At 62.8% G+C, this 26,460-nt stretch carries 25 protein-coding genes; 7 read left to right on the top strand and 18 right to left on the bottom strand.

From position 1 onward, the window contains the following. Position 1 precedes the first annotated feature (1 nt). From BBF94_RS13835 to BBF94_RS13815, 5 genes are read right to left on the bottom strand one after another with little or no spacing between them, the layout of a single operon-like run. Positions 2 to 1,621, bottom strand: a complete 1,620-nt coding sequence (locus tag BBF94_RS13835; RefSeq protein WP_065259562.1) for a DUF2300 domain-containing protein — start codon at positions 1,619 to 1,621, stop codon at positions 2 to 4. 1 nt (position 1,622) lies between these two features. After that, entirely contained in the window at positions 1,623 to 6,188 is a 4,566-nt protein-coding gene (locus tag BBF94_RS13830) for an alpha-2-macroglobulin family protein (RefSeq protein WP_082302403.1), read from the bottom strand. Next, a complete protein-coding gene (locus tag BBF94_RS13825; RefSeq protein ID WP_065259561.1) occupies positions 6,185 to 6,850 on the bottom strand; it encodes a DUF1175 domain-containing protein in 666 nt (221 codons plus the stop codon). Before BBF94_RS13825 ends, BBF94_RS13830 begins: the two co-directional genes overlap by 4 nt. Next, complete coding sequence (locus BBF94_RS13820; protein ID WP_065259560.1) at positions 6,820 to 8,532, bottom strand: DUF2138 domain-containing protein; 1,713 nt, start codon at positions 8,530 to 8,532, stop codon at positions 6,820 to 6,822. The genes BBF94_RS13825 and BBF94_RS13820 overlap by 31 nt, the downstream gene beginning before the upstream one ends. Positions 8,533 to 8,584: 52 nt before the next feature. Continuing rightward, entirely contained in the window at positions 8,585 to 9,376 is a 792-nt protein-coding gene (locus BBF94_RS13815; protein WP_065259559.1) for a YfaP family protein, read from the bottom strand. Positions 9,377 to 9,740: 364 nt separating this feature from the next. Here BBF94_RS13815 and BBF94_RS13810 point away from each other — a divergent pair, with 364 nt between their 5' ends. The 4 genes from BBF94_RS13810 (at position 9,741) to BBF94_RS13795 (ending at position 14,905) form a co-directional block, all read left to right on the top strand. Next, a complete protein-coding gene (locus BBF94_RS13810) occupies positions 9,741 to 9,983 on the top strand; it encodes an exodeoxyribonuclease VII small subunit (protein ID WP_065259558.1) in 243 nt (80 codons plus the stop codon). Continuing rightward, positions 9,980 to 10,867, top strand: coding sequence for a (2E,6E)-farnesyl diphosphate synthase (gene ispA, locus BBF94_RS13805; RefSeq protein WP_065259557.1), 888 nt, complete (start codon positions 9,980 to 9,982; stop codon positions 10,865 to 10,867). Before BBF94_RS13810 ends, ispA begins: the two co-directional genes overlap by 4 nt. A 91-nt stretch (positions 10,868 to 10,958) precedes the next feature. Beyond that, a complete protein-coding gene (gene dxs, locus BBF94_RS13800) occupies positions 10,959 to 12,857 on the top strand; it encodes a 1-deoxy-D-xylulose-5-phosphate synthase (RefSeq protein WP_065259556.1) in 1,899 nt (632 codons plus the stop codon). Positions 12,858 to 13,021: 164 nt separating this feature from the next. Then, the gene (locus tag BBF94_RS13795) at positions 13,022 to 14,905 is read left to right on the top strand and encodes a TonB-dependent receptor domain-containing protein (RefSeq protein ID WP_065259555.1); all 1,884 of its coding nucleotides are present in this window, start codon (positions 13,022 to 13,024) and stop codon (positions 14,903 to 14,905) included. 124 nt (positions 14,906 to 15,029) lie between these two features. On the opposite strand, the gene BBF94_RS13790 is transcribed toward BBF94_RS13795, so the two are convergent. The 12 genes from BBF94_RS13790 to nrdR all read right to left on the bottom strand — a co-directional run bounded on the left by BBF94_RS13790 (position 15,030) and on the right by nrdR (position 23,722). Further along, the gene (locus BBF94_RS13790; protein WP_065259554.1) at positions 15,030 to 15,830 is read right to left on the bottom strand and encodes a cobalamin-binding protein; all 801 of its coding nucleotides are present in this window, start codon (positions 15,828 to 15,830) and stop codon (positions 15,030 to 15,032) included. Next, positions 15,830 to 16,249 carry an MFS transporter gene (locus tag BBF94_RS13785; protein ID WP_065259553.1) on the bottom strand — a complete coding sequence of 140 codons (420 nt, stop codon included), beginning with the start codon at positions 16,247 to 16,249 and terminating at the stop codon, positions 15,830 to 15,832. Before BBF94_RS13785 ends, BBF94_RS13790 begins: the two co-directional genes overlap by 1 nt. After that, a complete protein-coding gene (gene ribA, locus BBF94_RS13780) occupies positions 16,246 to 16,863 on the bottom strand; it encodes a GTP cyclohydrolase II (protein ID WP_065259552.1) in 618 nt (205 codons plus the stop codon). Before ribA ends, BBF94_RS13785 begins: the two co-directional genes overlap by 4 nt. Positions 16,864 to 16,986: 123 nt before the next feature. Next, positions 16,987 to 17,721 carry a substrate-binding periplasmic protein gene (locus BBF94_RS13775; protein WP_065259551.1) on the bottom strand — a complete coding sequence of 245 codons (735 nt, stop codon included), beginning with the start codon at positions 17,719 to 17,721 and terminating at the stop codon, positions 16,987 to 16,989. Between the two features lie 27 nt (positions 17,722 to 17,748). Then, positions 17,749 to 18,252, bottom strand: coding sequence for a phosphatidylglycerophosphatase A family protein (locus BBF94_RS13770; RefSeq protein ID WP_065259550.1), 504 nt, complete (start codon positions 18,250 to 18,252; stop codon positions 17,749 to 17,751). Continuing rightward, entirely contained in the window at positions 18,249 to 19,214 is a 966-nt protein-coding gene (gene thiL / locus BBF94_RS13765; protein WP_065259549.1) for a thiamine-phosphate kinase, read from the bottom strand. Before thiL ends, BBF94_RS13770 begins: the two co-directional genes overlap by 4 nt. 27 nt (positions 19,215 to 19,241) lie before the next feature. Continuing rightward, positions 19,242 to 19,742, bottom strand: a complete 501-nt coding sequence (gene nusB, locus BBF94_RS13760) for a transcription antitermination factor NusB (protein WP_065259548.1) — start codon at positions 19,740 to 19,742, stop codon at positions 19,242 to 19,244. Continuing rightward, complete coding sequence (ribH, locus tag BBF94_RS13755; protein WP_003228649.1) at positions 19,739 to 20,215, bottom strand: 6,7-dimethyl-8-ribityllumazine synthase; 477 nt, start codon at positions 20,213 to 20,215, stop codon at positions 19,739 to 19,741. Before ribH ends, nusB begins: the two co-directional genes overlap by 4 nt. Before the next feature lie 91 nt (positions 20,216 to 20,306). Further along, on the bottom strand, positions 20,307 to 21,398 hold the full coding sequence (gene ribBA, locus BBF94_RS13750; RefSeq protein WP_065259547.1) for a bifunctional 3,4-dihydroxy-2-butanone-4-phosphate synthase/GTP cyclohydrolase II: 1,092 nt from the start codon (positions 21,396 to 21,398) through the stop codon (positions 20,307 to 20,309). A 16-nt stretch (positions 21,399 to 21,414) separates the two neighbouring features. Next, complete coding sequence (locus tag BBF94_RS13745; protein ID WP_065259546.1) at positions 21,415 to 22,080, bottom strand: riboflavin synthase; 666 nt, start codon at positions 22,078 to 22,080, stop codon at positions 21,415 to 21,417. Positions 22,081 to 22,127: 47 nt separating this feature from the next. Further along, positions 22,128 to 23,261: a bifunctional diaminohydroxyphosphoribosylaminopyrimidine deaminase/5-amino-6-(5-phosphoribosylamino)uracil reductase RibD gene (ribD, locus tag BBF94_RS13740; RefSeq protein WP_065259545.1), complete on the bottom strand. Its 1,134-nt coding sequence runs from the start codon at positions 23,259 to 23,261 to the stop codon at positions 22,128 to 22,130. Then, a complete protein-coding gene (gene nrdR, locus BBF94_RS13735; protein WP_003228656.1) occupies positions 23,258 to 23,722 on the bottom strand; it encodes a transcriptional regulator NrdR in 465 nt (154 codons plus the stop codon). The genes ribD and nrdR overlap by 4 nt, the downstream gene beginning before the upstream one ends. 128 nt (positions 23,723 to 23,850) lie before the next feature. Here nrdR and BBF94_RS13730 point away from each other — a divergent pair, with 128 nt between their 5' ends. From BBF94_RS13730 to trxA, 3 genes are read left to right on the top strand one after another with little or no spacing between them, the layout of a single operon-like run. Beyond that, positions 23,851 to 24,315 (top strand): hypothetical protein, encoded by a 465-nt coding sequence (locus tag BBF94_RS13730; RefSeq protein WP_065259544.1) that lies wholly within the window; start codon positions 23,851 to 23,853, stop codon positions 24,313 to 24,315. Then, positions 24,312 to 24,968, top strand: a complete 657-nt coding sequence (locus BBF94_RS13725) for a class I SAM-dependent methyltransferase (RefSeq protein WP_065259543.1) — start codon at positions 24,312 to 24,314, stop codon at positions 24,966 to 24,968. The genes BBF94_RS13730 and BBF94_RS13725 overlap by 4 nt, the downstream gene beginning before the upstream one ends. Before the next feature lie 39 nt (positions 24,969 to 25,007). Then, the gene (trxA, locus tag BBF94_RS13720) at positions 25,008 to 25,880 is read left to right on the top strand and encodes a thioredoxin (protein ID WP_065259542.1); all 873 of its coding nucleotides are present in this window, start codon (positions 25,008 to 25,010) and stop codon (positions 25,878 to 25,880) included. Between the two features lie 4 nt (positions 25,881 to 25,884). Here trxA and BBF94_RS13715 read toward each other — a convergent pair whose 3' ends face one another. Continuing rightward, complete coding sequence (locus BBF94_RS13715) at positions 25,885 to 26,241, bottom strand: hypothetical protein (protein WP_065259541.1); 357 nt, start codon at positions 26,239 to 26,241, stop codon at positions 25,885 to 25,887. Positions 26,242 to 26,460: the final 219 nt, after the last annotated feature.

Below are 26,460 nucleotides of genomic sequence, written 5' to 3'. Positions count from 1 at the left end.
TCTATTCCAGCAAAAGGTGACGGGCGAGCCCTTCGATGTAGGTTTCATCCTGGCCGTTGGGGTGTGCTTCAAAGGCCAGGTGCAGGTATTCGTGAGTCAGATCGAGGCGATCCTGCAACGACAGCACGCCGCGCACGTAGATGCGCTGGCGTTCGCGGTCGACGAAGGGTCGCCCGAACGCGAGTTTGCAGACGGCGAAAGTGCTGACTTCGCTGTAGCCGGTTTCGCTTTCCAGCTTCGGACGCCAGCCACGCCGCTGCTTCTGCAGCCAGTCCTGTGCGGCGGGCAGTGCTTCGCAGGACGCCACCGGGTTGTCCCAGCGACTGAGGCTGGCGCGCGGATAGGCGTGGAGCAGAATCGCGTCGTAGCGCTGCCCGGCATTGGCTTGTTCGACGGCTTGTTGCCAGGCCAGTTTGTCGGGGCCGGGTTGATCGGAGTGATAGGTGACAGTGCTGCCAGCCAGTACCAGATCCGCCGTCCATGCCGCGATGTTGCGCGATTCGGCGGACGCCGGACGCGGAGCGACACGCTGGCGGGTGCTGCTGTCATCGATGCTCAGACATTCGCCGTTGCGTGTGGCGTTCTGCAGCAGATAAGTGCGGATCGCCACGGCAAGGGCTTTGGCGGCTTCGGCGGGTTCCGGTCTGGCTTCACGTTCGAGGACACGAGCGACGTATTCTTCGCGATCCAGCCGCGCCACAAGCTTGTCATTGAGCAGAAACAGTTCGCCGTCGCTGTGGATATCCAGCGCATTGCCGTTGGCGAATTCGACGCGGTAATCGCCCTGCAACGGGCCTGAAGTCACCGCCCGATCACCGGTCATGACCCGGGCAACGGGATAACGCGAAAACAGACCGACTTCGACACATCGCCCCGCGTCCGCCGGCCATGATGCGGGCAACACGGTTGCCAGGGCCGAACCGTAATGCCGCAACACCATCTGACTGGTCCCCCGGCCACCGGCCCAGATCGGCGAGCCATCTGCCGTCCAGCCGGCGAATCCGCCCTGACGTGATTGCGGGTCCTGATCGCCGAGCCAGCTCCAGGTCTTCACCCGCAAGCGGCCGCCGAGTTCACCGACGACATTGCCATCCGCCGCGTTCAGCACCACGTCGAGCAGCACGCGACGCATCTGATCCTGAGCCGGCAACCAGGATAAAACCTTCAGCAAGTCAGCCACGGACACCCGAGTAGCCGGCTGCATCGACGGCAGGTTCAGCAACCACGACGGCGCCTGTCGCGCCTGCCAATAGGTTTTCCAATCGCCAGCGGTTATGCCCAGCCGCGCCGGCTCGAAATACAACCCGCAGGATTTCACCAGCGCCTGATCACGCTCGATCCTGCCGCCCGCAGTGCAGCAATAGACTTCCTCCTTCGACTGTCCGCGACATTCATACGCCGGTTCCCGTGCGCCGGTATCCACCAGCCACGCGTAGACGAACACCTTCCACAAACTGCCCAGCGGCGTATCCAGCGACGACGGCAACGGCTCGCGGGCGGTCAGTTGCGTGGTGTTCAGCGACAACAATTCGCCCTTGTAGGCCACGCGCAGCGGTTCATCCTGCGCCGTCGCCAGCGCAGGAATCAGACACAGCATCAGCCACAGCAGCGGCCGTTTCATGTCAGTTGACCGTGACCTGACCGAGGGCCGCTTTCGCTTCCTGAGCCTGATGCTGCGGCGCGTAGACCTGAGTGAAACGCACCGGCGGCAGGTTGAACTGGCCCTTCTGCGAGAAGCGCACCAGATGCCGCAGGCGCAATTCACCGCTCAGCGCATCCACCGGCACGGCGTAGGCCAGTTGGCCCGGTTCGAACCGTGCCTTCTCCAGCGCGGTCGGCTCGGTGCCATCCTTGCCCAGCAACTTGATGCCCCACGTGGTGCGCTCGACATCGGCGCCCGGCGGCAACGGCACTTCGAGCATGCCGTAGCGCAGTGGTTTCGGCGCTTTGCTGGTGAGGATCACTTCGTCCAGGTACAGACTGTCGCTGGACAACGGTTTGGTGCCGACCGGCTCCAGCTTGAAGGTGAAGGCTTCGTCACCCGGCACCAGACGCGACAGGCGACGGGTGATGGTCACGGCCATCGGATCGACCGCCGGTTGCTGGGTCTGGAAGCTCAGCGCCGCAAGCAACGGGCGCTCCTGAGTGCCCGACACTGTCAACACGCTCGGCACCGGCGTCGCACCTTGCCACGTCCAATACATCTCGCCGGTCGCGCCGTAGTTTTTCTTCCAGCCTTCGCCGGGTGCCAGCGCGATGGTCGGCGAGGCCTGAGCGATGCTGCGTTGCAGCCAGGTCAGCGCCAGCGCACGTTCGAGGGTCGATTGCTGCGGCAACAGGCGTTGCAGCAGCGCTGTCGCACGGGCCTGATCGAACGGTTGCAGCGACAGGTTCAGCGCTTCGACAAACGGTTGAGAGCTGACGGCCAGACGCTGTTGCGCAGCGCTCAGCTGACGATTGAACGCATCCGGCAACGCGACTTTGGACTGGGTGGCCAGCGATGCGGTCAAGACCCGCGCCGCCGCCAGACCGAGCGTCGATTCCGGATCGCTCATCACCAGACTGTCTTCACCGTCGTCCATCAAGGTTTCGGCATTGCCTTCACCGGCCCTGGACAGATCCTCCATCAAGCCACTGAGCAATGTGTTGACCGGCAGATGCATCTGTCTGGCGAACGACAGGATCAGCGCCCGTTGCAGCAATGGTGTGTTCGGTGCCTGCTTGGCGTAGACCTCCAGCACCCGCTGCCAGTGCTCCGGCGGCAGGGTCAGCTCGAGCACCCGGCTGGCGTTCCAGTCGGCGAAATAGGCATAAGCGGTGAGGAACGCATCCGGCTCGCCGTCGAAGCCCCACCAGGTGAAGCTCGCCGACGGCCCGGCCATTTGCACCAGACGCAGACGGCTGTTCTGCATGATCAGGCGCAAGCGGTCGCGGATCTGCGGGTTGGACGCCAGCGACGGGTAAGCAATGCTCAGCGGCAGCAGGCGGCTGGCGGTCTGCTCGACACCGCCGTAGGGATAGCCGAGCAGATCGTCGAGGGCCGAACGGAACAGCGCTTGCGGGCTGTCATCCAGACGCAGGCGAATGTCGGTGGCGTCTGCCGGCAGGCTCAACGGTGTATCGCCGCTGGCCACGTCCAGACTCTGGGTCTGCGTCACTTGCCAGCCTTCACCGGTGGCGGTCAGGCGCACCGCGAGGGCGTCGGCGGTTTTGCCGTCCTGCACCAGCTCGGCGGTCCACTCGCCGGAAGCCAGGGCGAACGCCGGCAACGGCAGGTAGTTGATGCCGTTGTTGAGGGTCACCGGCAGGCGCTGTTCGGTGCCGGCGTAGTGAGTCACCAGTTCAGCCTTGACCGGTTTTTCGGCCTGGCTGAAGGCGAACACGCCGAGTTGCGGCTGATCGCCCTTGCGGAATTTGCTCGGCCCGCTCCACTTCAGGTACAGCGGTTTTTCCGAGCGCACGAACTGCTTCTTCTGCCCGACCTGACCATCATCGGCAATCGCCCGCGCGGTGATGCGCCAGCGGGTGAGCGAGTCCGGCATCTTGAAGGTGAAACGGGTCTTGCCGTCGGCGTCGGTCAACAGCTCCGGCTGCCACGCGGCGGTGTCGACGTCTTCGCGGCGAGGCCGTTCCAGCACTTTCACTCCGCGCTCGCTGCGATTGGCCTTGCCCGGCGCGCCGGGGCTGCCCGGCAATGCCACGTCGTAACTGATGAACGACAGGCTGGCGCTGGTGCGCACGTTGTTGCGGCGCGGGTGGTAGAAGAACTGGTCGATGGTCGGCGCGACTTCCGGTTGCAGCGCGTAGACCATTTCGTCGACCACGCTGACCGTCAGGTGCGCCGGCACAGCCTTGCCGGCGAACCGGGTGGTCAGGTCGACCGTCACGGTATCGCCTGGCTGATACGTCTCTTTGTCGGTCTTGATCGCCACATCGATCTGCGGCGCGGCGACCTTGATCGCGGCGTTCTGGAAGCTGTACTGACCGCCCTTGGTGTACAGCACGGAGAACGTCAGGTTCGGCGCGAAGTTGTCCTTCACCGGGATGCGGGCTCGGTATTGGGTGTCACTGAGTTTTTCCAGCTTCAGCCAGTCGCCGCCCTTGGCCAGCAGCGCGGTGGCTTCGACCTTGTCGCGCTCCAGCGACAGCAATGCATCGCTGACCGGCTCGGGGAAGGTGATCAGCGCCAGTGCTTCGTCATCGGCCTTGTACTCGGGTTTGTCGAGGACGATTTCCACGGTGCCCGGCACGGCCTTGACGCCATCACCGGTGACCGAATGACCGGTGCCACCGAGCACCCGGCCAAACTGATCCTTCAGCGACAGGTTGTAAGTCCCCGGACGATCGAACGTCACACTGAAGCCTTTGTCTTTCGCTGCCAGTTTGCCTTCGCCGGTGCTCTGGTCTTCCAGACGCACCCAACTGTAGCTGCTCGGCACAACGGCCCGGGCCTGTTCGCTGCCCCCCTCATTGGCGTAGCTGAATGCGACCTTGTCACCGACTGCGCTGAAGCGCTGCGGTGCGTTCAGGCGGAAACTGGCGGCGCCCCGGTCGATGAGGATTTCCTTGGTGGTCTTGACCCGATACGCCGCGCCATCACTGGCAAACACAGTGAGCATGTAACGGCTTGGTTTGTCCGTGGCCGGCAGGTCGAGGGTCGCGCTGCCCTTGCTGTCGGTGGTCAGTTCGGTGCTGGTCAGTTCCACCGGGAATTGCCCGAGGTATTGCAGCTCATTGTCGACCATCGACAGTTGCTGGGCGCGCAGGCTCAGAGACAGTTTGGCGTTGGCCACCGGTTTGCCGTCCGGGTACAGCAGCACCAGGCTGCCCTTCACCGCTTCGCCGGTGCGATAGTCCTGTTTGGCCAGATTCAGCGAGATTTCAAAGTGCGGCTTGATGTACTCCGCCACCCGGAACGCGCTGCTGTAAGCCTGATCCTTGTAGTTGAAGCGAATCTCGTAACCACCGGCCACCGCGTTGTCCGGCAACTGGAAACGGCCCTGGGTACCTGCCTTGGCATCAAGCTTCAGATCGAGACGCTGCAACTCGGTGCCGGTGGCATCGAGCACGCTGACATCGACGTCCGCCGCGCCCGGCAGTACCGAGTCCCGCGCATTCTTGAACTCGCGACCGACGATTTTCAGCGACACCCAATCACCCGGGCGATACAGCGGCCGGTCGGTAAAGGCATAGAGTTTGGTGTCGTAGATTTCGCTGTCGTAATAGAAGTTTTCCGAGACAAATACGCCGCCCTCTTCGTCCTCGCCAATGACGAACGAACGCTCCGGGCTGACGTGTTTCAGGCGCAGCAGACCGTCGGTGTCGGTGGCGCCGCTGCTCATCACGCCGAGGCCGTCAGTCCACAGCACATTGACCTTCGGCACCGAGCTGCCTTCGTGCTTGCGTGCAGCCCAGACCAGCAGTTCATCACCGGCAATCTTGCTCACGGCAACGGTGTTGGAAACGAAGACCATGGTGGTTGCGCGGTACTTGCCGATCAGCGCTTCGACCAGATACAACCCCGGTTTCAGATTGCCCAGCGGGATGTAGACGTTACCCGGTGCGACGCTGACGAACTCGCTGGAGGATCCGGCCAGATTGACCCCGGTCGGCGGCTGGATCGGCTTGGCCTGCCACAGCGGATAACGGAACTGGCTGACCACCGGCAGGCCCGGAATCAGGGCGAACTGCGGTTGCGCGTCGTACGGCGTCGGCGCGGCGATGGCGTTGCCCATTTTCAGTTCCGGTACTTGCTCGGTGACTTGCTGGCGCGATTCGTAGGAAAACGCACGCTGCATTACCCGACGGGATTTGCGGTACCAGTTGTCCCACAGATACGCGAGGGTGTTCGACAGGCCTTCGCCCTTGAACTGGCCGTCGCTGACCACGCGGTGCAGGTTCTTCTGGCGCTTGAGGAAGTCCAGCGGCTTGTCGATCCTGTACACGCGGATGTCGGCCCCGCCATACGGTTCCATGCGGAAACGGCGGTAGTCACGGCCCGGCGCTTCGAGGCGCACCACCGCCTGCTCGTCACTGGCAAAACTGCTGTCGGCCAGCAGGAAGAAGCTTTCACCGGAGACCGGTGCGTAGCCGCTTGGCTCAACAGAGTCATCGGCATTTACCGCCGAAAACGGCAGGGCTAACAACAACAGAAAAGGCAGTAAACGCAACATGCGGGCACCGGTCATTGGGAGAGAAAGTTCAGTCGATAGACGCCGATGAAGTTGGGGTTGGCTGCGTCGGGTATCCATCGGGTGTCCTTCCATGTCATGAGTTGCTGCAGGCTTGCCGAACGCATGCCGTTGTCGGTTGGGGTGGTCGTGCCGGTGTGATAGGCGATGTAGCGGCCCATCCAGATCATCAGGTGCTGGTCGTCGCCCTGATCGAAAAACATCAGATCGCCAGGCCGTGCCTGGGACACGTCGCGGCCGATCAGATGGCTGTTGAACTGAATCAGTTTGATCGCATTGACGTAGGGCCCGACCTTGCCGCCGCCCTGCTGCCATTGCTGGGCGAGCTTGCGCTGGTCGGCGCTCAGGTCCAGCTCCGGCGGCAAATAGCGATTGGATACGCCGTTGCTGCGCAGCCATTTGTCGTCATGGACTTTCAGCGCTTCGTTGGCGGCAAACCGCACCAGCCCGGCGCAGTCCTGCTGATACCAGCGCGGGCTCGGGCCTTTGCTCAACTGCTCCTGAGCGATGCGCACGAACCAGGCGCGAAAGACCTGAGATTGCGCGGGGTCGAGCGCCGGCGTTTCGACCGCTCGGGCGCCCGCGCTCAGTAGCAGTGCGAACAAGCCGAGGCTGCGGATAAGTGCTGTCACAGCGCTTTCCACTCCAGCGGCAGCCATTGCCAGTGACCGTCGGGCTCACTGCCTTCAGGCAGGGTCAGGGCATATTTGCCGTAGCCGCCGAGGGTGCGCAGTTTCGGGATCAGGTAGGTTTGCGCGGCGTTGTAGAACACCGGCTCCATGTCCTGGGGCAGGCTGTCGAGGGTTTCCTGCTGCATCAGTTGCGCCATGGAGTCCGGGCCGAAGTAGATCGGCATCAGCACGTCTTTCGGCAGCACGTCGGCCATCGGCGGGAAGCGCTTGTCGAGGGTGCCGAGGGCCTTGTCGACCAGTTTGTCGTCGAGGGAAAACAACAGCGTCGAACCGTGGCGCGCGAGGCTGACCTTCATGAAGGCACGCCCCGTGATCGCATCCGGGTTTTCGGCATCCTTCGCTGCATACGGACCGAAATTGGAGCTGACCTGACGCTGCCAGAGATGGCTCTGGCCTTCCTGCTTCTCGACCACCGGGAAGGCGTGGTCGTCGACCTTGCCTTCATAGGCGCCGACCATCGAATCGAACAACGTGCCGATATCAGCGTCGAGCTTGCCGCTGTCTTCGTCCTTCAGACTGGCCACCAGCAACGGCGTGTACAGCCGCGAATCGGCGTACCAGCACAGGCCCGCCGCGCCGGCCACGTGTTCGGTGAGTTTCTGCGCCACCGCTTCTTCGGCACCGAGCTTCACCAGCAATGGTTTCTGCGGCTCGGCCGCCACCGGCAAGGTCACACAGGCACTGGCGCCCAAGGGCATGGCCTGCCACACCGGTTTGAAATCGAAGTCCGGCTGATTGTCCAGTTCATCCATGGCCAGGAAGCTGTGCCAGCCCTTGTCATCCATGTCGAAACGCAGGCCGGCGAAATTCGGGATGAAACGCTGGTAACCCATGGCCAGGACGCTGGAATTGACCGACAGACGCTGTTTGATTTCCGGTGCCTTGACCGGCAACCCGAACGCTTCGGGGAACAGCTTTTCGCCGTTGAGCAGCGCCGCCAGCGCTTGCGTAGAAACATGGCCGGACTCTTCGGAAGCGCCGTTTTCCGGATCGTAGAACTTGGCCGGGTTGGACACCACCACCAGCTTGTCGCCACGGGAAGCGAACAACAGGGATTTGCTGGCGTTGTAGGTCAGTTGATACAGCGGCACATCATCGCCGCCGACTTTCAGAGTGCTGAGCACGCTCAGTTGCGAGTCATCCAGTGCAACTTTCGCCAGCGGTTCCAGCAGCCTGGCCAGCCCGCCGCGGTCCATCACCAGCAGGAAATCCTTCAGGCGACCATCGGCGCCGCGCCACAGCGCGACGTCTGCCGGTTGATCGAAGAGTTGCTCGATCAGGCTGTCCTGCAGCTTCAGGTCATGCTCGTAGATGATCCGCCGCAGACTGCCGATCAGCCCGAGACGGTCGGCGTGGGTCTCGTAATAGAAGACGAAATCCTCGGTGAGCGTGGCCTTGAGGAACGGCACCGTCAGCAGGTCCTTGGGCAACTGGCTCAGGGAGCGCGTTTCCAGCAGCGCATCCGGGCGACTCAGGCCGAGCTTGTCGCTGGCCAGTGCCGCCGCCGGCAGCCTGGGTTTGTGCATCAGCCAGCCGAGCCCGCCCGCCACGCCGGCCACCAGGCACAGGCCGGCCACCAGCAACGGCCAGCGCCGGAAAGGTTTGGCGGTGGGTGCGGCGGTCGCCGGGGTCTCAGTGTTTTCGCTCATCTTCTCGCTCATGTTCCCAAAGCTCGGCAGTTCATCCGTGGTTGCGGGATGCTTAATAGTTGAAAGTCTTGACCAGCAGCAGATCACCGATGGCCCGCAGGGGCACGATGAACGTTTCGCGTTTTTCGTCGACGGTGTTTTCGTTGAGCACCAGCGTGATTTGCGAGGTGATGACCTCGTTCTGGTTGCTGGTCTCCTCGAAGTTATAGCCGCCGTCGCCGAAGTTGCCCCAATAGTTGACGTAAACCAGATAGGTGCCATGCAGCGGTGCGGTCATGGTGAACATTTCCGGGCCGGGGCCATCGACGCCGTCCGGGTCCAGACCGCCGCCGTTGGTCAACGCCGTGTGGGCGAAAAACGCATGCTGGCCGTCCGGAGTGATGATGTGCAGGTCCAGTTCGGCCTTCGGATCGTCCCAGCCCAGTACCACTCGAATCCGCGCCGGTGTGCGCAGATTGTTCGCTTCGTAGAACTGCACGCGTTTGAGCGACTGGCCCTCGGCGCTGCGCACTTCGACACTGTTGGAGCCCGCGCCGAACGCATAAGGCCGGGCGAAGCGCCCGTCATCATCGGTGTACAGATTCAGCGGATTGCCGTTGACCGCCAGGGTGTGCGGTCCGCGCTGGTTGCCGATGGCCTTGAGCTGGCCCTGGATCATCGTGCGATTGCGCTGGATGCCGCGATCGATCGGCGGCGTGGGATAGGCGACTTGCGGGTTTTCACTGCGGTCGAGCAAGCCGTTGTAGCGCCAGCCGCCCACCGGTTCCGTCATCTCGGCAGTCGGCGCAGCCCACAGAGCCGGCGCAACGGCCAGCCCGATCAGCAGCAAAAAAATTGAACGCATGTAATGCCTCCTGCCATGCCTGAACGAAACCTTGCACCCGATCCTCGGTACTTCACAGCGGTGAAAACTGCGTTTCGTCTGAAAGACCCGTGACTGTAGGGTCGTAGAAGGCGCGAAGGTTAGCGATTCGGCAGTTTTTTAACAATCGGATACATCTTGAAATGCGGCAGAAATCACGCAGATTTACGAGGTGTGAGCCGAATAGCGGAATTATTCGGCTCACGAAATGAGCCGAATAACTTTCGTCACGTTCAAAACCCGTTTCCCATCCGCCCGCGATGACCGTGAAACCGCCGCTCATTTGCCCATAAACCCCCTATCTGCTAGTGTCGCGCCGGTTTAACGTCAACCGGAATTAGCCGCCATGGCCCGCAAAAAAGCTGCACTGGATTTCGAACAGTCCCTCGCCGACCTGCAAGTGCTGGTCGAGCGTCTGGAGAACGGTGAATTGTCTCTGGAAGACTCGCTGACCGCTTTCGAGCAGGGCATCGGTCTGACCCGTGACTGCCAGGCAGCGCTGGCCCAGGCCGAGCAGAAGGTCCAGGTGTTGCTGGAGCGCGATGGCGAACTCGCCGAGGAACCCTTCGACGCGGACCAGCCGGAATGATCGCGGCGTATTCGGCGACCAGCCAGGCGCGGGTCAATGCGGCACTGGAAACCCTGTTCAACGCGCCGCTGCCAGAGCTGGCGCGGCTGTACGAAGCCATGCGCTACAGCGTGATGAACGGCGGCAAGCGCGTGCGTCCGCTGCTGGTTTACGCGGCATGCGAAGCCCTCGGCGGCAAGGCTGAACAAGCCAACGGCGCGGCGTGCGCGGTGGAGCTGATCCACGCTTATTCGCTGGTACACGACGATTTGCCAGCGATGGACGACGACGATCTGCGTCGCGGCCAGCCGACCACCCACAAAAAATTCGACGAAGCCTGCGCGATCCTTGCCGGTGACGGCTTGCAGAGCCTGGCGTTCAGCGCCCTGCTCGATCCACGCCTGAGCGATCTGAGCGCGGATATCCGCCTGCAACAGGTCACGGCACTGGCGCACGCGGCAGGCCCGGCGGGCATGGTCGGCGGCCAGGCCATCGACCTCGGCTCGGTCGGCCTCAAGCTCGATCAGAAAGCTCTGGAACAGATGCACCGGCACAAGACCGGCGCGCTGATCGAAGTCAGCGTGAAACTCGGTGCCCTTTCCAGTGGCCGTGCCGAGAAGGATGAACTCAAGGCCCTGCAAAGTTATGCACAGGCCATCGGCCTGGCCTTCCAGGTGCAGGACGACATCCTCGACGTCGAAAGCGATACCGAAACCCTCGGCAAGCGCCAGGGCGCGGACATCGCCCGCGACAAGCCGACCTACCCGGCCCTGCTTGGCCTGGATGCAGCCAAGGCCTACGCCCTGGAACTGCGCGATCAGGCCCTGCACGCACTGCGACCGTTTGACGCGGCCGCCGAGCCATTGCGCGATCTGGCCCGGTATATCGTCGACCGGCGCAACTGAAGGCTGATCAGCCAAAAAAGACCAACGCGTGGGCAGGGAACGATGCATCAGGTAAACTGCCGCATCTTTTATACCTATAACGATTCGCCTGATGCCCACGACGTTCCATGAGATTCCCCGCAAGCGCCCGACCACGCCCCTGCTCGACCGCGCGAACACGCCGGACGGCCTGCGCCGGTTAGGCGAAGCCGAGCTGGAAACCCTGGCTGATGAGTTGCGCCTGGAATTGCTCTACACGGTCGGCCAGACCGGTGGGCATTTCGGTGCCGGCCTGGGCGTCATCGAGCTAACCATCGCGTTGCATTACGTCTTCGACACCCCGGACGACCGGCTGGTGTGGGACGTCGGTCATCAGGCCTATCCGCACAAGATCCTCACCGGTCGTCGCGAGCGCATGAAAACCCTGCGCCAGAAGGACGGCATCGCCGCTTTCCCGCGTCGCTCCGAGAGCGAGTACGACACCTTCGGCGTCGGCCATTCCAGCACTTCGATCAGTGCCGCGCTGGGCATGGCCATTGCCGCCCGCCTGCAGAACAGTGATCGCAAGGCCATTGCGGTGATCGGCGACGGCGCACTGACCGCCGGCATGGCCTTCGAAGCGCTGAACCACGCGCCGGAAGTCGACGCCAACATGTTGGTGATCCTCAACGACAACGACATGTCGATCTCGCGCAACGTCGGTGGTCTGTCGAACTATCTGGCGAAGATCCTTTCCAGCCGCACCTACGCCAGCATGCGCGAAGGCAGCAAGAAAGTGTTGTCGCGCCTGCCCGGTGCCTGGGAAATCGCTCGCCGCACCGAAGAATATGCCAAAGGCATGCTGGTGCCCGGCACTCTGTTCGAAGAGCTGGGCTGGAACTACATCGGCCCGATCGACGGCCACGACCTGCCGACCCTGATCGCCACCCTGCGCAACATGCGCGATCTCAAGGGGCCGCAGTTCCTGCACGTCGTGACCAAGAAAGGCAAGGGCTTCGCCCCGGCGGAAGTCGACCCGATCGGTTACCACGCCATCACCAAACTCGAACCGCTGGACGCCCCGGCCGCCGCGCCGAAAAAGGCCGGCGGACCGAAGTACTCCGGTGTGTTCGGTGAATGGCTGTGCGACATGGCCGCTGCCGACCCGCGCCTGGTGGGCATCACCCCGGCGATGAAAGAAGGCTCGGATCTGGTGGCGTTCAGCGAACGCTTCCCGCTGCGCTATTTCGACGTGGCGATTGCCGAACAGCACGCCGTGACCCTCGCGGCCGGCATGGCCTGCGAAGGCGCCAAACCGGTGGTGGCGATCTACTCGACGTTCCTGCAGCGCGGTTACGACCAGCTGGTGCATGACGTCGCGGTACAGAACCTCGACGTGCTGTTCGCCATCGACCGCGCCGGTCTGGTGGGCGAGGACGGTCCGACCCACGCCGGCAGTTTCGATCTGTCCTACCTGCGTTGCATCCCGGGCATGGTGATCATGACCCCGAGCGATGAAAACGAACTGCGCAAGATGCTCACCACCGGCCACCTGTACAACGGCCCGGCGGCGGTGCGTTACCCACGCGGCACCGGCCCGAACGCGACCATCGAGAAGAACCTCGAGCCGATCGAGATCGGCAAGGGCGTGATTCGTCGTCAAGGCAGCAAAGTCGCCCTGCTGGTGTTCGGCGTGCAACTGACCGAAGCGTTGAACGTCGCCGAAACCCTGGACGCCACCGTGGTCGACATGCGCTTCGTCAAACCGATGGACGAAGCGCTGGTGCGTGAAATCGCCAACAGCCATGACCTGCTGGTGACCGTCGAAGAGAACGCGATCATGGGCGGCGCCGGCGGTGCGGTCAGCGAATTCCTCGCCCGCGAAAATATCCTCAAGTCGGTGCTGCATCTGGGCTTGCCGGACATCTACGTCGAGCATGCCAAACCGGCGCAGATGCTGGCCGAGTGCGGCCTGGACGAGGCCGGGATCGAAGCGGCGGTGCGTGAGCGTCTGGGGCTGCTTGACCGCTAATCGCCAGACCTGTGAATAACCCTGTGGGAGCGAGCTTGCTCGCGAAGACGGACAGTCAGTCGACTCATTCTTGACTGACACACCGCATTCGCGAGCAAGCTCGCTCCCACAGTGGTTTGTGCAGCTTTCAAAATTCAATTCGCTTTATGTACCAACGGATTCCGATGAACCTCTCGCGTCTCGCCCTGCCCCTTCTCCTGCTGCCCACCACCAGTGCCCTCGCCGACACTTTCGAACGTGATCAGGCCCTGAAGTTGCCGGACCTGCTGATCAGCGCCAACCGCCAGGTGGAAGCGCGCAACGACAGCAGCGCCGCCAACACCGTATTCACCCGCGAAGACATCGAACGTCTGCAACCGCGCAGCGTCACCGATCTGCTGCAACGGGTGCCCGGCGTACAAGTGGCACAAACCGGCGGGCGCGGAAGTCTGCCGGGGATCTATATTCGCGGCACGCAGTCGGCGCAGAGCCTGGTGCTGGTCGACGGCCAGCGCATCGGCAACGCCACCTCCGGCGACAGCAACCTGCAACACCTGAACATCGAGCAAATCGAACGCGTCGAAGTGCTGCGCGGTTCGCGCTCGGTGATCTATGGCAGCGATGCGATTGGCGGGGTGATTCAGATCTTCACCCGGCGCGGCGGCGAACAAGGCTTGCAGCCGCGGATGCATGTCGGTTTCGGCAGCAACCAAACCTGGGAACGCAGTGTCGGCCTGTCCGGCGGTGACGACAAAACCCGCTTCAACCTCGGCGCCAGCCTCGATGAAACTGCCGGCATCGACCGCACCCACCAGTCCTATCCCAGCGACAGCGATCACGATGCCTACCGCAACAAATCCATCAGCCTGAGCCTCAGCCATGCGCTGACCGATGACATCGAAGTCGGCGCCAACCTGCTGGATAACCGTGGCAAAAGCGAATTCGACAATCCGTTCGGACGCTTTGACCCGGCCACCTTCGACTCCGTCCAGCAACAGCCTTACAGCGAATTCGCCGTCAGCAGTTTCAGCAGCTACATCGACGCGCGGATCAACGAACGCTGGAAAACCCGTCTGGAACTCGGCCACAGCGAAAACCGCGACAAATCCCTCGACAAGCTCAGCGACGAACGCACGGTATTCAACACGTATCGCGACTCGCTGACCTGGCAGAACGACCTGACTCTGGATGCGCGCAACAGCCTGATCCTTGGCGGTGACTGGTACGAGGACCGGGTCAACAGCAGCACTGCGTTCGACGAGGACAGCCGCTGGAACCGTGCCGCATTCATCCAGCATCGCTTCCAGGCCGACAGTTTTTCCACCGAACTGGGCCTGCGCCGTGACGACAACCAGCAGTTCGGCGGCCAGAACAGCTGGAGCGGCACGCTGACGTTGCCGGTCAACCCGGACAACGACCTGTTGCTCAGCTACAGCGAAGGCTTTCGCGCACCGACCTTCAACGACCTGTACTACCCGGACTTCAGCAACCCGAACCTGAAACCGGAAACCTCGAAAAGCTACGAGCTGCAATGGCGCAGCCAGCTGAGCGACAGCAGCCGCCTGGAAGCATCGCTGTATCGGACCGATCTGCAAGACGCGATCATCTTCGGCAGCAACTCACGCCCGCAGAACGTTGCCTCGGCGCGGATCAACGGCTTCGAAGCGGCGCTGAAACAGGAGCTGCTCGGCTGGCAGAGCAACCTCGGCGTGGCAATCATCGATCCCCGCGACCGCGACACCGGCCACACCCTGGCGCGGCGCGCCCGTCGCACCTTGAGCTGGGATCTGGATCGACAATTCGACCGCCTCGGCCTCGGCGCCAGCTGGCAGGCCGTCAGCAGCAGTTATGACGACCTGAGCAACCAGCAGCCATTGGGAGGGTATGCGTTGCTCGGGCTGCGCAGCAGTTGGGCGCTGAACCGCGAGATCAAGCTGGACTTCAAGGTGGATAACCTGCTGGACAAGGGTTACAGCCGGACGCTGTACAGCCATGATGGCGGTCAGTATGGCTATCGCGAGGAAGGCCGGGCGTTCATGTTCGGTGTGACCTGGACACCGCAGCTCTGACCCAGAACTTTCGCCGCTTTGACGGGCCTCATCGTCGGATCGCCGCCCGGAGCAAGCTCGCTCCCACAGGTTCAGCGTGATCCCTGTGGGAGCGAGCTTGCTCGCGAATGCAGGCGCTGCGGTCTCAGCGGTCTGGCGCTATCAGTTGGCAGAGCCTGGCAGTCGCCTCGACCATTTGCCCGCTCGGACGCTCCAGCCCCTTGTCGGTGACCAGCAGCAACTGCCGGTGCTTGACCGCCGCCAGCTGCGGCCAGGCATTCCACGCTTCCAGTTGCAGCTGATCGCCGGCCAGAATCACTTCGGGATCACGCTGTAAAACGGCCTCGATGCTCACCTGCGGCGCCGGCAGCGTCATGTCGGCGAACACGTTGCGTGCGCCGCACACTTCAAGCGCATCACTGATGATCTGCCCGCCGCCGACGGTGTACAGCGGCTTGTCCCAGACTTGATAGAACACCCGCAGCGGTGTTTCCCGTCGGTAGCGCTGGCGCAGCTCTACGAGCCTGTGCCGCAATCCGGTCGCCAGCTCGACGCCACGCTCAGGACGACCGAGTTGCGCAGCGATGGCTTCGATCTGCAGGGTCAATTGCTCGAAATCGTGGGGTTCGGCAACAAAGGTCGGGATATTCAGATGCTTGAGCTGATCGCGCTGAGCCGGGCCGACACTGCCGGGCCACAACAGCAACAAGTCAGGTTTGAGGCTGAGCAGCCGCTCCAGGTCGAGCTGACCATAACGGCCCACCGAAGGCACGTCCTTGATCGCGGATGGCCGGTCACCGGCATCCAGAGCACCCACCAGCAGATCGGCCGAATCCAGTTCAACGACGATTTCAGACAACGATGGCGCGAGACTGACCACCCGCAGAGCGGCCAGGGTTTCGCTGCTGACGGCCAGCAGCAGAACCGCCAGCCACAGACGACGCATCAACCGAGCTGACGCGGGATACGGTAGAGGTAGAACAGCACCGCCGTGGACAACGCCAACAGCATCAGCGGCACCGCTTCCAGGCCGACGAACACCGCCAGCGCGCCGATCCACGCCGGCAATCCCGCCGCCAGGAACGCCGTGCGTCGCCGCGCCGCCAGGGCGATCCAGGCGGCAGGCTCTTCAGGGGTATCGAGGGCCTTTTGCGTGGCGATCAGCGCGTGCTTGTAACGACCGAAAAACTTCAGGCTGACAAACATCGAGGCCACGCCGGCGATGAACAACGGCATCGCCAGCACCGGCATGATCGCTTCGCTCTCGCCGAACACGGCGTTGAGCACGAACAGCGGCACCAGTGCCAGCGCCAGGTATTTCCACCAGGCGACCGACAGGCGGCGGCGCACCTGACCGCGGGTCACGCCCGGTCTACCTCGCCCTGATGTTCGTTGCCCATCATGTGATCGAGCTTGCTGGCCTTGGTCGCCAGGTAGAGTTTGTTGTGCGGGTTGTGGCCGGTGTGCAGCGGCACGCGCTCGGCGACGACGATGTTCATGTCGGTCAGGGCTTTGACCTTGCGCGGGTTGTTGGTCATCAGACGCAGGGATTTCACGCCCAGATGCTCCAGCATCGGCAGGCACATGGCATAGTCACGCTGGTCGGCGGCAAAACCCAGACGCTCGTTGGCTTCAACGGTATCGGCGCCGCCATCCTGCAATTCGTAGGCACGGATCTTGTTCAGCAGGCCGATGCCACGACCTTCCTGGCGCAGGTACAGCAACACGCCACGACCTTCACGGGCAATCGCCTTGAGCGCGGCCTCCAGTTGCGAGCCGCAGTCGCAACGCTGGCTGAACAAGGCGTCGCCGGTCAGGCATTCGGAGTGCAACCGGCCGAGTACCGGGGCACCGTCGGCAATCTCACCCAGGCTCAGCACGACGTGTTCGCGGCCGGTGGCTTCATCGAGAAAACCGTGCATGGTGAATTGCGCAAAAGGCGTTGGCAGCTTGGAAGCGGCGACAAAAACGACAGGCACCGGTGTGCTCCTGATCTAAAAAGTCCGAGATTCGCTGGGCGGCATTGTAACAGCAGGTTCCTGCAGACGCTTAGGCTGAATTATCGGCCATAACGATCAAAAAGTTTGATGACAGGTCTGCCGTCATTGCCCTCGGTCGAACGGATACGGTTGCTTCCAGTGTTCGAAGATCGGCTTCAACTCGCCGCTTTTCACCAGATGCTCCATGCGCTGGTCGTAGATCGACATCAGTGCGCGAGCCTGCGGGGTATCGGCAAACCCGAGGTACAGGGGTAACTCCGCGAGGTGCGTATAGCGAAATTGCGAAGCATCGGCGGTATTTCTCAGCACCGCCTCGATTTCCGTCAATGCGTCGATGTAGTAATCCGCCCGTCCCTGCCTGAGCATCGACAGGATTCCGGTGCGGCGCTGGATCTGGTTGTAACGCTTGATGTTCGGCAGGTAGGTTTCATACCGATAACCGCGCACCCAGGCCAACCGGTATTTGCCGAGCGTGGCTTCGGTCGGGGCCGGATTGCTGGCCAGCCCCAGCGCGTAGATGTGATCGGAATCGAAATTCCATTTCGGGTACAGCACCTGATCCGCCTCGCCCCGATAGGAACCGACCAGGGCATCGACTTCCTTCAACTGCACCAGCCCCACCGAACGGGTGTAAGGCACGGTGCGGATATCCAGGGTCACGCCGGCGGGTTCGAACACCTTGCGCAATACGTCCCAGCCCAGACCATGACCGTCGGCGGCGGTGTAGTCTTCCCACTCTTCGCTGGCCAGGTGAATGACCGACGGCGGTGCATCCTGTGCCTGGGCAACAGCACCAAACAGGATAAACAACAGTATCGCCAACCCGCGTCGAGCCATCCCTGTGTCCTCATCCGCACCTTGAAATCAGGCGAAAATCCACACCAGACCCTGCATGGCCAGCCAGGCGAAAACCCCCGCCAGCACGTCATCGAGCATGATGCCGACGCCGCCATGCACATGTCGGTCGATCCAGCGGATCGGCCACGGCTTGAGAATGTCGAAAAAGCGGAACATCAGGAACCCGGCGAGCAGCCAGTACCAGCCTTCCGGCACCAGCCACAGGGTGATCCACATCCCGACCATCTCGTCCCAGACGATGCCTTCGTGGTCGTGTACCCGCAGATCGTCGGCGACCTTGCCGCACAGCCAGAAGCCGAACAGCATGGTGATACCGAGCATCAGCCAGTAGCCCCAGTCGGGCAACATCTGCCACAACGGTATAAAGGGTAGCGCAACCAGCGAACCCCAGGTGCCCGGTGCCTTGGGCAAGGTGCCCGAACCGAAGCCGAACGCAATGAAATGCCAGGGATTGCGCCAGACCGACGGCGGAACGAACTCGCCGGGAACCTGTTTCGGGTGATCTGTCACGGTGACTCCTGAAAATGTTGATAACCCCGGACTTGAGGGGTGATGTCGTGTCCTTCGCGGTCCAGCAACACGACGCCCTGCCCTTCGGCCACACGCCCGATCACATGGATCGGCCAGCCATCGGCAATCAGCGCCGGCAACTCGATGGACGGCAGTGTGAAGGCCAGCACGTAATCGTCGCCACCGCTCAAGGCCGCCCGTTCGGCGCCACGCTGGCCGAGAAACGCCACCAGCGCGTCCGACAGCGGCACGCGCTCACGCTCGATTTCCAGGCGTACCTTCGAGGCCTGGGCAATATGGCCGCAATCGGCGAGCAGGCCATCGGAGATATCCAGCGCCGAAGAGGCCTTGCCACGCAGAGCCTGACCGAGGGCGAGTTGCGGTTGCGGCGACCAGTAATGATCGAGCAGCGGTCGGGCGATGTGCGGGTCGGCTTCACGCTGCCCCAACACCAGCGGCAAGGCGCCGGCGGCGTTGCCCAGCTCACCGCCGACACACAGCAGATCGCCCGGCTGCGCGCCACTGCGGGTCAGGGCCTGACCGGTCGGGACGCGACCGAACACCGTGACGGTGAGGCTCAACGGCCCCCGAGTGGTATCGCCGCCGACCAACGCCACACCACAGCTTTGCGCCATGCGGTTCAAACCATGGGCGTAGGCTTGCAGCCAATCGGCAGTCACCGTCGGCAAGGTCAGGGCAAGGGTAAAGGCAACGGGCATGGCGCCCATGGCGGCGAGGTCGCTGACCGCCACGGCCAGCGAACGCTGACCGAGCAGAAACGGATCGCAGGGATCGGCGAAATGCACGCCGGCCACCAGCGTATCGGTGGAAATCGCCAGTTGTTCCCCGCAAGGAACCGCCAGCAAGGCGCAGTCGTCACCGATCCCCAGTGCAACGCCCTCACCGCCCTGCGCACAGGGCGCGGCGGCGAAGAAATTGCGGATCAGCTCAAACTCGCCCATGGCCGAGAAAAAGTGTTCAAGCGCGGATCAGCGCTTGAACGCCTTCACTTCAGCTTCACGCAGGCGCGGAGCCAGCTTGTCGAGCACGCCGTTGACGAACTTGTGGCCGTCGGTGGAACCGAACACTTTGGCCAGCTCGATACCTTCGTTGATCACAACGCGGTACGGCACGTCGACGCGCTTGAGCAGTTCCCAGGTGGACAGGCGCAGAACCGCCAGCTCGACCGGATCCAGCTCTTCGATCGCCAGATCCAGGCAAGGCGTGAGCGCGTTGTCGATTTCGGTACGGTTGGCCGGAACCCCGTGCAGGATCTCGCGGAAATACGCGCCATCGACATCGGTGAAATCGTTGTCGACCCGGAACTGCGCTTCGATCTCGTTCAACGACTGCCGAGCCATGTGCCACTGATACAGGGCCTGAGTCGCGAGCTGACGGGCTTCGCGACGCTTGGCGCTTTTCGATGGCTTGCCGGCATCCGCAGGTTTCGGATCGCGCGGGTTGAAACGATCGCTTTCGTCGCTAATCACTTGGCCTCCAACTGCGCCAGCAGGCTGACCATTTCCAGAGCGGACAGGGCAGCTTCAGCACCTTTGTTGCCGGCCTTGGTGCCGGAACGTTCGATGGCTTGCTCGATGGAATCGACGGTCAGGACGCCGAAAGCGACCGGTACGCCGAACTCCATGGACACCTGGGCCAGGCCCTTGGTGCATTCGCCAGCCACGTATTCGAAGTGCGGAGTGCCGCCACGAATGACCGCGCCCAGGGCGATGATTGCTGCGAACTCGCCTTTCTGGGCGACTTTTTGCGCAACCAGCGGGATTTCGAAGGCGCCAGGTGCGCGGATGATGGTGATGTCGCTTTCGCTCACGCCGTGGCGTACCAGGGCATCGACTGCACCGCTGACCAGGCTTTCAACCACGAAGCTGTTGAAACGGCCCACTACCAGAGCGTAGCGGCCTTTAGGGGCGATGAAGGTACCTTCGATGGTCTTCAGGGTCATTCGTCAGATCTCTTAAAGAGCCGGGACGCGTCTGTTTGGCGTCCCTCAGTGATTTATTTGCCGCGAATTCGGGTCCGGAAACAACCGGTCATTATTCGGAGGGCACGTATTCTACAACTTCCAGATCGAAACCGGATATCGCATTAAATTTCATTGGCGCAGACATCAGGCGCATTTTGCGCACGCCGAGGTCACGCAGAATCTGCGAACCGGCACCGACGATGCTGTAGGTGGTCGGTTTTTTCACCGCCGCCTGATCGCCGGTTTCACGGATGTGCGCCAGCAGCACGTCACCATCCAATGGGTGACCGAGCAGCAGCACCACACCGCTGCCGGCCTCGGCGACCGCGGCCATGGCGGCGCGCAGGCTCCAGCGGCCCGGCTGCTTGACCATCAGCAGGTCGCGCAGCGGGTCCATGTTGTGCACGCGAACCAGGGTCGGCTCTTCGGCGCAAACGGTGCCCAGGGTCAGTGCCATGTGCACGTCGCCTTCCACGGAATCACGATAGGTCACCAGGTTGAATTGGCCCAGTTCGCTGTCCAGCGGCTGCTCGGCAATCCGCTGAACGGTACGTTCGTGGATCATCCGGTAGTGAATCAGGTCGGCGATGGTGCCGATCTTGATATTGTGCTCGGCGGCAAAAGCTTCCAGTTCGGCGCGACGGGACATGGTGCCGTCGTCGTTCATCACTTCGCAGATCACGCCGCTCGGCTCGAAGCCGGCCATGCGCGCCAGGTCGCAGGCGGCTTCGGTGTGACCGGCACGGGCCAGGGTGCCGCCGGCCTGGGCCATCAGCGGGAAGATGTGGCCGGGGCTGACGATGTCTTCGGCTTTCGCGTCTTTCGCTGCGGCCGCCTGCACGGTGCGCGCACGGTCAGCGGCGGAAATGCCGGTGGTCACGCCTTCGGCCGCTTCGATCGAAACGGTGAACTTGGTACCGAAACCGGAACCGTTGCGCGGCGCCATAAGCGGCAGCTTCAGGGTTTCGCAGCGCTCACGGCTCATCGGCATGCAGATCAGGCCACGGGCGTGCTTGGCCATGAAGTTGATGTGCTCGGCCTTGCAGCATTCGGCGGCCATGATCAGGTCGCCTTCGTTCTCGCGGTCTTCGTCATCCATGAGGATGACCATCTTGCCTTGGCGGATGTCTTCAACCAGTTCTTCGATGCTATTGAGCGCCACAAGGCACCCCCTTCAGTCAGGATTTGAGGTAGCCGTTGGCGGCCAGAAAGCTTTCGGTGATCGTAGCGCCGGCGCTCGGCTCTGCTGCCTTGTCGCCCAACAGCAGACGCTCCAGATAACGCGCCAGCAAGTCGACTTCCAGGTTCACCCGGCGACCCGGCTTGTAGGACGCCATGATGGTTTCGCTCAGGGTGTGCGGAATGATCGTCAGCAGGAATTCGGCGCCATCGACGGCGTTCACGGTCAGGCTGGTGCCGTCGACGGTGATCGAGCCTTTGTGGGCGATGTATTTGGCCAGCTCTTTCGGCGCGCGGATGCGAAATTCCACGGCGCGGGCATTGTCGCTGCGCGAGACCACTTCGCCGACACCGTCGACGTGACCGCTGACCAGATGCCCGCCGAGACGGGTGGTCGGGGTCAGGGCTTTTTCCAGGTTGACCGGGCTGCCGCTTTTCAGGTCATTCATGGCCGTGCAGTCGAGGGTTTCGCGACTGACGTCGGCGGCAAAGCCGTTGCCCGGCAGTTCCACGGCGGTCAGGCACACGCCGTTGACCGCAATGCTGTCGCCGAGTTTGACGTCGCTCAGGTCGAGCTTGCCGGTTTCGACATGCACCCGCACATCACCGCCCTTTGGGGTCAGTGCGCGGATACTGCCGATGGATTCGATGATGCCGGTAAACATGGGGTTCTCCTTGAGAACGAAGCCAGCGCTAAAACGATGGCCGGGAATTATACGCTCGCCGACGCGACAGGGATTGCAGTGACTCGCCAGTCATCGCCAACCGCGCGAATTTCAGTGATTTTCAGCGCCGGCGCATCCTTCATGAAAGCCAGCGGCCAGTCCAGCAACGGACGCGCCGTGGAGCCGAGGAACTTGCCGGCGATGAAGATCACGAACTCATCGACCAGACCGAGCCGGGCAAACGCGCCGGCCAGTCGCGGGCCGGCCTCGACCAACACTTCGTTGACGCCGCGATTGGCCAGTTCGATCAGCAGTTGATGCAGATCGACCTGACCGTCGTCACCCGGCACGATCAGGCACTCCGGGCCGTGGGCATACTGTTCTTCGATGGCCACACAGGTGGCGACCAGCGCCGGGCCGGCCTTGAAGAACGGCGCCTCCAGCGGCACCCGCAGACGTCCGTCGACCAGCACCCGCAAAGGCGGACGGCTCAGGGCCAGCGCGGTCTGCTCGGCATCCAGCCCCAGTTCATCCCCACGCACGGTCAGGCGTGCGCCATCGGCCAGCACCGTGTCGGCGCCGGTCAGCACCACGCTGGCCTGGGCGCGCAAGCGCTGCACCGCAGAACGTGCCGCCGGGCCGGTGATCCACTGACTTTCGCCGCTTTCCATCGCCGTGCGCCCGTCGAGGCTCATGGCCAACTTGACCCGCACGAACGGCAAGCCGTGTTCCATGCGTTTGAGAAAACCTTGGTTGAGCCGGCGGGCTTCGCTTTCCAGTACACCGCTTTCGGTGGCGATGCCGGCATCGGCCAGACGCTGCAAACCGCGCCCGGCGACTTGCGGATTCGGATCGCGCATCGCCGCTACCACCCGATTCAAACCGGCATTCACCAGCGCATCGGCGCAGGGCGGCGTGCGGCCGTGATGGCTGCACGGTTCGAGGGTCACGTAAGCGGTGGCGCCCCGGGTCAGTTCGCCCGCAGCACGCATGGCGTGGACTTCGGCGTGGGGCTCGCCGGCGCGTTCATGCCAGCCTTCGCCGACAATCTGCCCGTCGCGCACGATCACACAGCCGACCCGTGGATTGGGATGAGTCGTGTAATGCCCTTTGCGCGCCAGCTCCAGGGCCCGAGCCATGAAACGGGCGTCGAGGATGGCCTGCTCGGTGGCGGTGGTCATTCTTTCACCGGTTCACGGGCGAGACGGTCGATCTCTTCGCGGAACTCGTTGAGGTCCTGGAAGCGGCGGTACACGGACGCGAAACGGATGTAGGCGACTTCATCGAGCTTCTGCAGTTCGGCCATCACCAGTTCGCCGACCACGAGGGATTTGACCTCGCGCTCGCCCGTGGCGCGCAGCTTGTGTTTGATATGGACCAGCGAGGACTCGAGACGCTCGACGCTCACCGGACGTTTCTCCAGGGCGCGCTGCATGCCGGCGCGGAGTTTTTCTTCATCGAACGGCTGGCGGCTGCCGTCGGTTTTGATCAGGCGCGGCAACACCAGTTCGGCCGTCTCGAACGTCGTGAAACGTTCGCCGCAGGCCAGGCATTCACGCCGGCGGCGCACCTGTTCGCCCTCGGCGACCAGACGCGAGTCGATGACCTTGGTGTCGTTGGCACCGCAGAATGGACAGTGCATGGTGGCTGGCAACAAAAAAAGGGAGGGCCATGGTAGCGCATCCCGGTGGCAAGACAAGCCATAGGCTTTGCGGTATACAGACTGCCATGATCGTTTGATCCATGGATTTCATTTTGACGGAGCCTACCATGTCGCTACGACCGCTCGTTTTGCTCAGTGTTTTCAGCCTGCTGGTGGCCTGTGGCAGCGACGCGCCCAAGCCGCAGCCGCCAACACCGGGCCCGGCACCGCAACAGGCGCAGAAAAAGGCCAAAGAGGCCGCCGACCTCGGCCCGCTGCCCGCGTATCAACGGGAACTGAGCGGCACCCTGCAGGGCGTGCCGGCGGGCGCCGAAGTCGAACTGGCACTGCTGGTGATCGACGAGAAAGGTCGTCCGCAACAATTGCTCGCCAGCTCCAGCCTGATCGGCAACAACCAGGTTCTGCCGTTCCGCCTGCGCTTCAATCCTGATGCATTCCCCGTCGGCGCGCGGGTCGAACTGCGTGGCCGCGCCACACAGTCCGGCCAGTTGATCCTGCATCTGCCGTCGCAGACCATCAGCCAGCCGACCACCCAGGCCCTGGGCCAACTGCAATTTGTCAAAGCCCCATGAATGCACCGCCGGACCTGCAACGGGCGCTGGGCGAGTTGCTCGGCGACGCCCGACTGGTGGCCTGCCCGCTACCGGACACTGACCTGAAACTGTGGTTGATCGACGGTGACAACATGGCCCGGGAATTCAGCCCGGAGGAAACCCGGCGGATCCTTCACGAACCGCCGTACTGGAGTTTCTGCTGGGCCAGCGGCCTGGCGGTGGCGCGTTATCTGGCAAAGTTTCCCGAGTGGGTGCGCGGCAAACGCGTGCTGGATTTCGGTGCCGGTTCCGGGATCGCCGGCATTGCCGCCGTGAAGGCCGGCGCGCTGGAAGTGGTGGCCTGCGACCTCGACCCACTGGCGATTGCCGCCTGCAGGGCCAACGCCGGACTCAATGACGTACAGATGAGCTACTCCACGGATTTTTTCGCCGAGGCGGATCGCTTCGACCTGATCCTGGTGGCGGACGTCCTGTACGACCGCGAGAACCTTCCACTGCTCGATGCTTTTCTCAGCCGCGGTCGCGAAGCGCTGGTCGCGGATTCGCGGATCAGGGATTTCCGCCATCCGCTGTACCGGCGGATCGAAATGCTCGAAGCCATGACCCTGCCGGATCTGGCCGAACCCGAAGAGTTTCGCCATGTCAGCCTCTACCACGCGGCCCGCGCCTGACCTTATAGTTGCCCCATTCACGCTTTCACGAGAGACCCCATGAGTCAGCAAACGCCGTACATCTTCGACGCCACGACGGCCGACTTCGACCAGTCGGTGATCGAGGCTTCCTTCCAAAAACCGGTGCTGGTGGATTTCTGGGCCGAATGGTGTGCGCCGTGCAAGGCGCTGATGCCGATGCTGCAAGGCATCGCCGAGAGTTATCAGGGCGAGTTGCTGCTGGCCAAGGTCAACTGCGACATCGAGCAGGACATCGTCGCCCGCTTCGGCATTCGCAGCCTGCCGACCGTGGTACTGTTCAAGGACGGCCAACCGGTCGACGGCTTTGCCGGCGCACAACCGGAATCCGCCGTACGCGCCTTGCTCGAGCCTCACGTAAAAATGCCACCGCCGGCCGCCGCCGATCCGTTCGAACAGGCCCAGGCGCTGTTCGATGACGGTCGTTACGCCGATGCCGAGGCGGCCCTGGTGGTGATGCTCAACGAAGACAACACCAACGCCAAAGCACTGATCCTGTATGCCCGCTGCCTGACCGAGCGCGGAGAACTGGGCGAAGCGCAAACCGTGCTCGATGCGGTCAAGAGCGATGAGCACAAGGCTGCGCTGGCCGGAGCCAAGGCGCAGATCAAGTTCCTCGGCCTGGCCCGCGACCTGCCGGATGCCGCCGACCTGAAAAGCCGTCTGGCGCAGAACCCGCAGGACGATGAAGCCGTGTATCAACTGGCGATCCAGCAACTGGCCCGTCAGCAATATGAAGCGGCGCTGGATGCCTTGCTCAAGCTGTTCATCCGCAATCGCAGCTACGGCGAGGGCCTGCCGCACAAGACCTTGCTGCAAGTGTTCGAACTGCTGGGCAACGATCACCCGCTTGTGACCGCCTACCGGCGCAAGGTGTTTGCAGCACTGTACTAAGCGCTTACTCGATCCAGCTGTAGAGCGGCGTATCCCCGCCGCTCGCCACTTTCACATCCGACGAATGCCGCAAACGCACCAGCAGGCGCTTGCCCGCCGCCGCGCTGCCGGTCAGTCCTTCGAGCTGATCCAGCAACTCCGGCCCGCTGAGCTGCCCGGCCTTGCGCAACAGATCCCTGGCGACCTGCCACAACGCATCATCCTGATTGACCGGTCGCGCTAAAGGCGTCGTTGCAGTTTGCGGCTGGGCCGTTTGCACCTGCACGCCAAACTGCGAACCGAGCCGGGCCCAGTCGCTTTCATCCAGCTCCAGGGTCAAATCCACCGGCAAGTCGCCGACGGTTCCACGTATTCGCAACATAACTTCGCTCCCGCACATTTCTGACCTGCATGCTCCCATGGGAGTTGTGTAAGGCCAAGTGCCGGGGCGGCGCCGGGAACTGACGGTTTTCCACTTTTCTACTACATTCCTCTTTTTTATGGGAAGGATGCCCATGTCTTCTGGACGAAAACTTGCTTCAAAAGGGACGACAACCTCATCGAGCGGTAAGGCTCTCGAGGGCAACGACAACTTCATAGT

This window comes from Pseudomonas bananamidigenes, assembly GCF_001679645.1.
Taxonomy (GTDB): domain Bacteria; phylum Pseudomonadota; class Gammaproteobacteria; order Pseudomonadales; family Pseudomonadaceae; genus Aquipseudomonas; species Aquipseudomonas bananamidigenes.
The sequence above is the reverse complement of the archived record's forward strand: the minus strand, read 5'-3'. Positions and strand labels throughout refer to the sequence as shown.